The sequence below is a fragment of the Kitasatospora sp. MY 5-36 genome, assembly GCF_001182915.1.
Lineage (GTDB): Bacteria > Actinomycetota > Actinomycetes > Streptomycetales > Streptomycetaceae > Kitasatospora.
Window position 1 is genome coordinate 1 of the sequence record NZ_LFVW01000702.1, and the last position, 5,647, is coordinate 5,647.

A 5,647-nucleotide genomic window follows, 5' to 3' on the forward strand; every position below is an offset into this window, starting at 1 on the left:
GGCTGCCCCCCGGGCTGTCGCAGCTGCCGTGGCGCGGCCGCCCCCGGCCCGCGCGGGTTCAGCGAGGACGGCAGCGGCGGCTCGGCCGAGCCGCCTCCACCGCTGCCGCCGTACGGGTTCCCGCCGCCCCCCGGGCGGCCCTCCTGCCACGTGTTCATGCCGACGAGGATGCCCGACCCCGGTCGGGCTGACTCCCCCCGGGGGGCCCACCAGGCCTCTTGTAGCAGTTTTGATGCACGCCCCGAATCGTTCCGCCGAAACATCCGGACACCCGCCGTTCCAGCGGCTGAAACGTTTCTTGACCAGCTCGAACACAGCGTGTTTGCATTCCAGGCATGGATCAGCGTTGGGCACTCACGCGTCGGCGGCACGTCGACCTGCGGCGCGGTGTGGCCTGTTCGCTCTGTCGCGGCTGACACGCGCCCGTCGGGTCCCCGTACTCCCCGCAGGCCCCGCACGTCCGCCGACGTAGCGCCCCGGTGCCCCGCAACGCCCCCCCCGCACCGCCCCCGGTACCGGCCCCCACCGCGGCGCCTTCCCCCGCCGCCGCACTCCGCCGCACCGCGCCGCCCCGCTTCCAGCCAGAGGTGAAACCCATGGCCGTCGTCCTGTCCGTTTCCGGCTCCCCGTCCGCCACCTCCCGCACCACCCGCCTGCTGCGCCACGTCGACGCGCGGCTGGCGGAGCGCGGCCACCACGTCGTCCCCTTCGAGGCCCGCAGCCTGCCCGCGCACGCGCTGCTGTCGGGCGACTTCGACCACCCCGAGATCGTCGCCGTCACCGAGCTGTTCGCCCGCGCCGACGGCGTGGTCGTCGGCACCCCCGTCTACAAGGCCGCCTACTCGGGCCTGCTGAAGGCCCTGCTGGACGTGCTCCCGCAGTACGCCCTGGCCGGCAAGGCCGTCCTGCCGCTCGCCACCGGCGGCTCGCCCGCGCACGTCCTCGCGGTGGACTACGCGCTGCGCCCGGTGCTCAGCTCGATGGGCGCCGGCCACATCACCCAGGGCTGGTTCGTGCTCGACCGCCACATCACCGCCCGGGAGGACGGGACGACCCTGGTGGAGCGCGAGACCGAGACGCTGCTGGCCCCGGTCGTGGACGGCTTCGCCACGGCCCTGGAGCGGCTGGCCGCACCCGCGCTGACGAGCTGACGGACCGTCGCCGCCGGCCCGTACGGGGCGTCCCCGAGACGGGCCGCGGCGACCCCTAGGGGGAGCCGCTCCGTGGCCCGTAGAACCTTGGTTGAGAGGCTTCATTCCGGCGGATGACGAGTGCTCCGCCGCCGACTCCTAACGTGGTTCACACATCCCCCCCCGCCAGGAAGCGGCCCGGTTGCGCCGGGTCCGGTGGCCAGGTCCACCGGGAGGGTGGAGACAACTCCCGGTCGAGGACTACCGCCCGCGCCATGTCGCGCGGCGGGCGGGCCCGTGAGGCTGGGGGCCAACGGGTGAGCGCATCTTCCTTAGGAGTGTCCCAGTGACGACGGCAGCAGCAGCCGTGTACGACCCCCAGCTTCCCGGCGGGGCGCCCGCCGTCGCCGCGTCGGCCCGTCAGGTCACCAAGGCGTACGGCTCGGGTGAGACCAGGGTGACCGCTCTCGACGCGGTCGACGTCGACATCCAGCGCGGCCGGTTCACCGCGATCATGGGGCCGTCGGGCTCCGGCAAGTCCACCCTGATGCACTGCCTGGCGGGCCTCGACACGGTCACCTCCGGGCAGATCCGGATCGGCGACACCGAGATCACCGGCCTGAAGGACAAGCAGCTCACCAGGCTCCGGCGCGACAAGATCGGCTTCATCTTCCAGGCCTTCAACCTGCTCCCGACGCTGAACGCGCTGGAGAACATCACGCTCCCGATGGACATCGCCGGGCGCAGGCCCGACCAGGCCTGGCTGGACCAGGTGGTGGAGACGGTCGGCCTGTCCGGTCGGCTCAAGCACCGCCCCGCCCAGCTCTCCGGCGGCCAGCAGCAGCGCGTCGCGGTGGCCCGGGCACTGGCCGCCCGGCCCGAGATCATCTTCGGCGACGAGCCCACCGGGAACCTGGACTCCCGGTCCGGCGCCGAGGTGCTGACCTTCCTGCGCCGCTCGGTGGACGAGCTGGGCCAGACCATCGTGATGGTCACCCACGACCCGGTCGCCGCCGGCTACGCGGACCGCGTGCTCTTCCTCGCCGACGGCGTGATCGTGGACGAGATGTACGCGCCCACCGCCGACTCCGTCCTCGAACGCATGCGCCGTTTCGACGGCAAGCGCACCAGCTGAGCGGCGGGACGACACCATCATGCTGCTCAAGACCTCACTGCGGAGCTTCCTCGCCCACAAGGGCCGGATGGCGCTCTCGCTCATCGCCGTCGTGCTGTCGGTGGCCTTCGTCTCCGGCACCCTGGTGTTCTCCAACACCGCCACCGGCACCTTCGACAAGCTCTTCGCCGCGACCTCCTCCGACGTCTCGGTCCAGCCGCCCAAGCCGGCCGAGGACGAGGAGCAGCAGGCCGCCGTCAAGCCGCCGACCGTCCCGGTCGCGCTGGAGCGGCAGGTCGCCGCGCTGCCCGGGGTGAAGAGCGCCGTCGGCCAGGTCCTGGTCGAGAACGCCGTCATGATCAACCCGGCCACCAACAAGCTGGTCGGCCCGACCACCGGCGCGCCCACCCTGCTCGGCAACTGGACCGACACCCCGGGCAACCCGCTGAAGGTCACCTCCGGCCACACGCCGCGCGGGCCGACCGAGCTGCTGCTGGACGCGGACACCGTGAAGAAGGCCAAGCTCGCCCTCGGTGACACGCTCAGGGTCGAGAACCCCCTCGGCCGGCACGACTTCACCATCGTCGGCATCGGCACCTTCACCACCACCAACCCGGGCGCGGCGCTCGGCTTCCTGGACACCCCGACCGCCCAGCAGGCGCTGCTCGGCGGGCCGGCCTTCAGCACCGTCGAGGCGTACGGCGACGGCAGCCGCGGCGACGACCGGCTCAAGGCCGACGCGCTGGCCCGGCTCGGCGGCGGGTACCAGGTGAAGACGGCGGCCGAGCAGAAGGCCGACCGCAGCGAGCAGGTCGGCAAGGGCCTCGGCTTCATGAAGTACGCGATGCTCGGCTTCGCCTTCGTCTCGGCGATCGTCGGCGCCTTCCTGATCGTCAACACCTTCTCGATGCTGGTCGCCCAGCGCACCCGGGAGATCGGCCTGCTGCGCGCCATCGGCGGCAGCCGGCGGCAGGTCAACCGCTCGGTGCTGGTCGAGGCGCTGATCCTGGGCGTGCTCGGCTCGACCCTCGGGGTCGCGGCCGGCCTGGGCGTGGCGGTCGGCCTGATCAAGCTGATGACCGCGATCGGCATGGACCTGGAGGCGGCCGACCTGCAGATCGGGCCGGACGTGTTCGTCGCCGGGTACGCGCTGGGCATCGTGGTCACCCTGGTCGCGGCCTGGTTCCCGGCCCGCCGGGCGAGCCGGATCTCGCCGATGGCCGCGCTGCGCGACCACGGCACCCCGGCGGAGGCCCGGGCCAACCTCGTCCGCACCGGCCTCGGCCTGCTGCTGACGGCGGGCGGCGGCGCGGTCCTGGTGCTCGGCGCGGGGGCGGAGAAGGCGGCCACCGGCGGCCGGTACCTGGGCCTGGGCGTGGTGCTCACCCTGATCGGCTTCGTGGTGCTCGGCCCGCTGCTGGCCTCGGCCGTCGTCCGGGTGCTCGGCGCGCTGCTGCCGGCGCTGTTCGGCCCGTCCGGCAGGCTCGCCCAGCGCAACGCGATGCGCAACCCGCGCCGCACCGGCGCCACCGCCGCCGCGCTGATGATCGGCCTGGCGCTGGTGATCGCCTCCGCGGTGTTCAGCTCCTCGGCCGTCACCTCGACCAGCGCGCAGATCGACAAGTCGGTGGGCGCGGACTACATCGTCTCCGGCGGCCGTACCGCGATCACCCCCGAGATGATGGACGCGGTCCGGAAGACCCCGGGCATCGACCACGTCACCACCCAGCGGTTCTTCGCCGCCAGGGTCCAGCTGCCGGACGGGCAGAAGGCCAAGACCCCGCTGACCGCCGTGCCGCCGTCCTTCTTCGGCACCGACTTCCGGCCGACCGTCGACTCCGGTGCGGTGGACTCGCTCCAGCGCGGCTCGCTGGGCATCGGCGCCGCCTTCGCCAAGGACCACGGCCTGAAGGTCGGCGACCAGGTCACCGTCGACTACGGCCAGGGCCGCACCCAGACGGTGCCGGTCGGCGCGGTCTTCGGCAAGGGCGAGCTGTTCGGCGACGGCTCCTTCGTGGCCATGGACACCATGGAGAAGGTCGTCCCGTCCGCCGAGCAGCCGCCGGTGTGGACCTTCTTCGCCAAGGCCTCCCAGGGCGCCGACGTCGACCGGATGCTGACCGCGCTGGAGGACGGGCTGAAGGAGTACCCGCAGCTCACCATCAAGGACCGGGCCGGCTACAAGGAGCTCGCCCAGTCCCAGATCAACACCCTGCTCTACCTGATCTACGGGCTGGTCGCCCTCTCGATCACGGTCGCGGTGCTCGGCGTGGTCAACACCCTGGCGCTGTCGGTGGTCGAGCGGACCCGCGAGATCGGCCTGCTGCGGGCGATCGGGCTCTCCCGCCGCCAGCTGCGCCGGATGATCCGGCTGGAGTCCGTGGTGATCGCGGTGTTCGGCGCCGTCCTCGGCACCGGACTGGGCCTCGGCTGGGGCGTCACCGCCCAGCGGGTGCTGCGGGACCAGGGCCTCGGGACGCTCTCCGTCCCGACCGTCACGGTGGCGGTCACGCTGGTCGCCTCGGTGCTGATCGGCCTGTTCGCCGCACTCGTCCCGGCCTTCCGGGCCGGACGCATGAACGTCCTCGCGGCCATCGCGACGGACTGACCCGGCGCCGGGGGGCGCCGGGCCCGGACTACGGGGGAACGGGGGAACGGGGGGACCCACGGGGGACCGGGGGCACGGGGGACAGGGGCCGGGTGCGCACAGCACCCGGCCCCTGCGCCGTGCCCCGCCCCCGCAGGTCCGGGCCGGTCCGGCGGGCGTACCGTCCGTTTCCCGGGTGCTGGGATGATCGTCCGATGCTCCCCTCGGACGCCCCGCCCCTGCCCAGCGCAGCGCCCCTCACCAGCGCGGCCGCCGCCCGCTGGCGCGCCGCCCGGACCGCCTGGCGGCTGGACGGCCGCTGGCTCGCGCTGGTGCCGCTCGCGTTCGTGGTCCTGGCCGGCGCGGTGGAGCCGGACGTGGGCCGGTGCAACGTCCAGAACGTCTGCCGGGACACCTGGGGCTCGGGGCTGGCCGGCTGGTCGGTGCTGGCCGAGATCGTCCTGCTGGCCACCAGGGCCCGGGTCCGGGTGCTCGTCCCGCCGGTCGTCCTGGCGCTGCTCTGGTACCTCCCGGAGGGCCTGGTCACCCCGGTCGCCCGCTGGTCGGCGGTGCTGCTGCACGTGCTGCTCACCGCCGTCCTGCTCGGCGCCGAGTCCGGCCGCCGCCGCGCCCGCCAGCAGCTGGACGAGCTGATGGCCCCGCCCGTCCCCTATCCCTGGAGCGCCGCCGGCGGGCCCTCGCCCGTCCACCGGGACGGCCCGCCCGTGCTGCGCCGCGCCCTCGGCGTCCTGCTGCTGGTGGTCGCCGTGGCCTTCCCGGTGTACGGCCTCTGGGCGCAGGCCCGGGCGGACGGCG

Annotated in this window: 4 protein-coding genes; all 4 read left to right on the forward strand. The window is 73.8% G+C overall.

What is annotated here, in order from left to right; translation table 11 throughout:
* Positions 1 to 596: 596 nt before the first annotated feature.
* A complete protein-coding gene (gene ssuE / locus AE652_RS34005; RefSeq protein ID WP_049658692.1) occupies positions 597 to 1,151 on the forward strand; it encodes an NADPH-dependent FMN reductase in 555 nt (184 codons plus the stop codon).
* Between the two features lie 325 nt (positions 1,152 to 1,476).
* A complete protein-coding gene (locus AE652_RS34010) occupies positions 1,477 to 2,265 on the forward strand; it encodes an ABC transporter ATP-binding protein (protein WP_049658694.1) in 789 nt (262 codons plus the stop codon).
* A gap of 16 nt (positions 2,266 to 2,281) precedes the next feature.
* Entirely contained in the window at positions 2,282 to 4,852 is a 2,571-nt protein-coding gene (locus AE652_RS34015; protein ID WP_049658696.1) for an ABC transporter permease, read from the forward strand.
* A gap of 194 nt (positions 4,853 to 5,046) precedes the next feature.
* A partial coding sequence (locus AE652_RS34020) for a hypothetical protein (protein ID WP_049658698.1) occupies positions 5,047 to 5,647 on the forward strand: 601 nt, incomplete at its 3' end.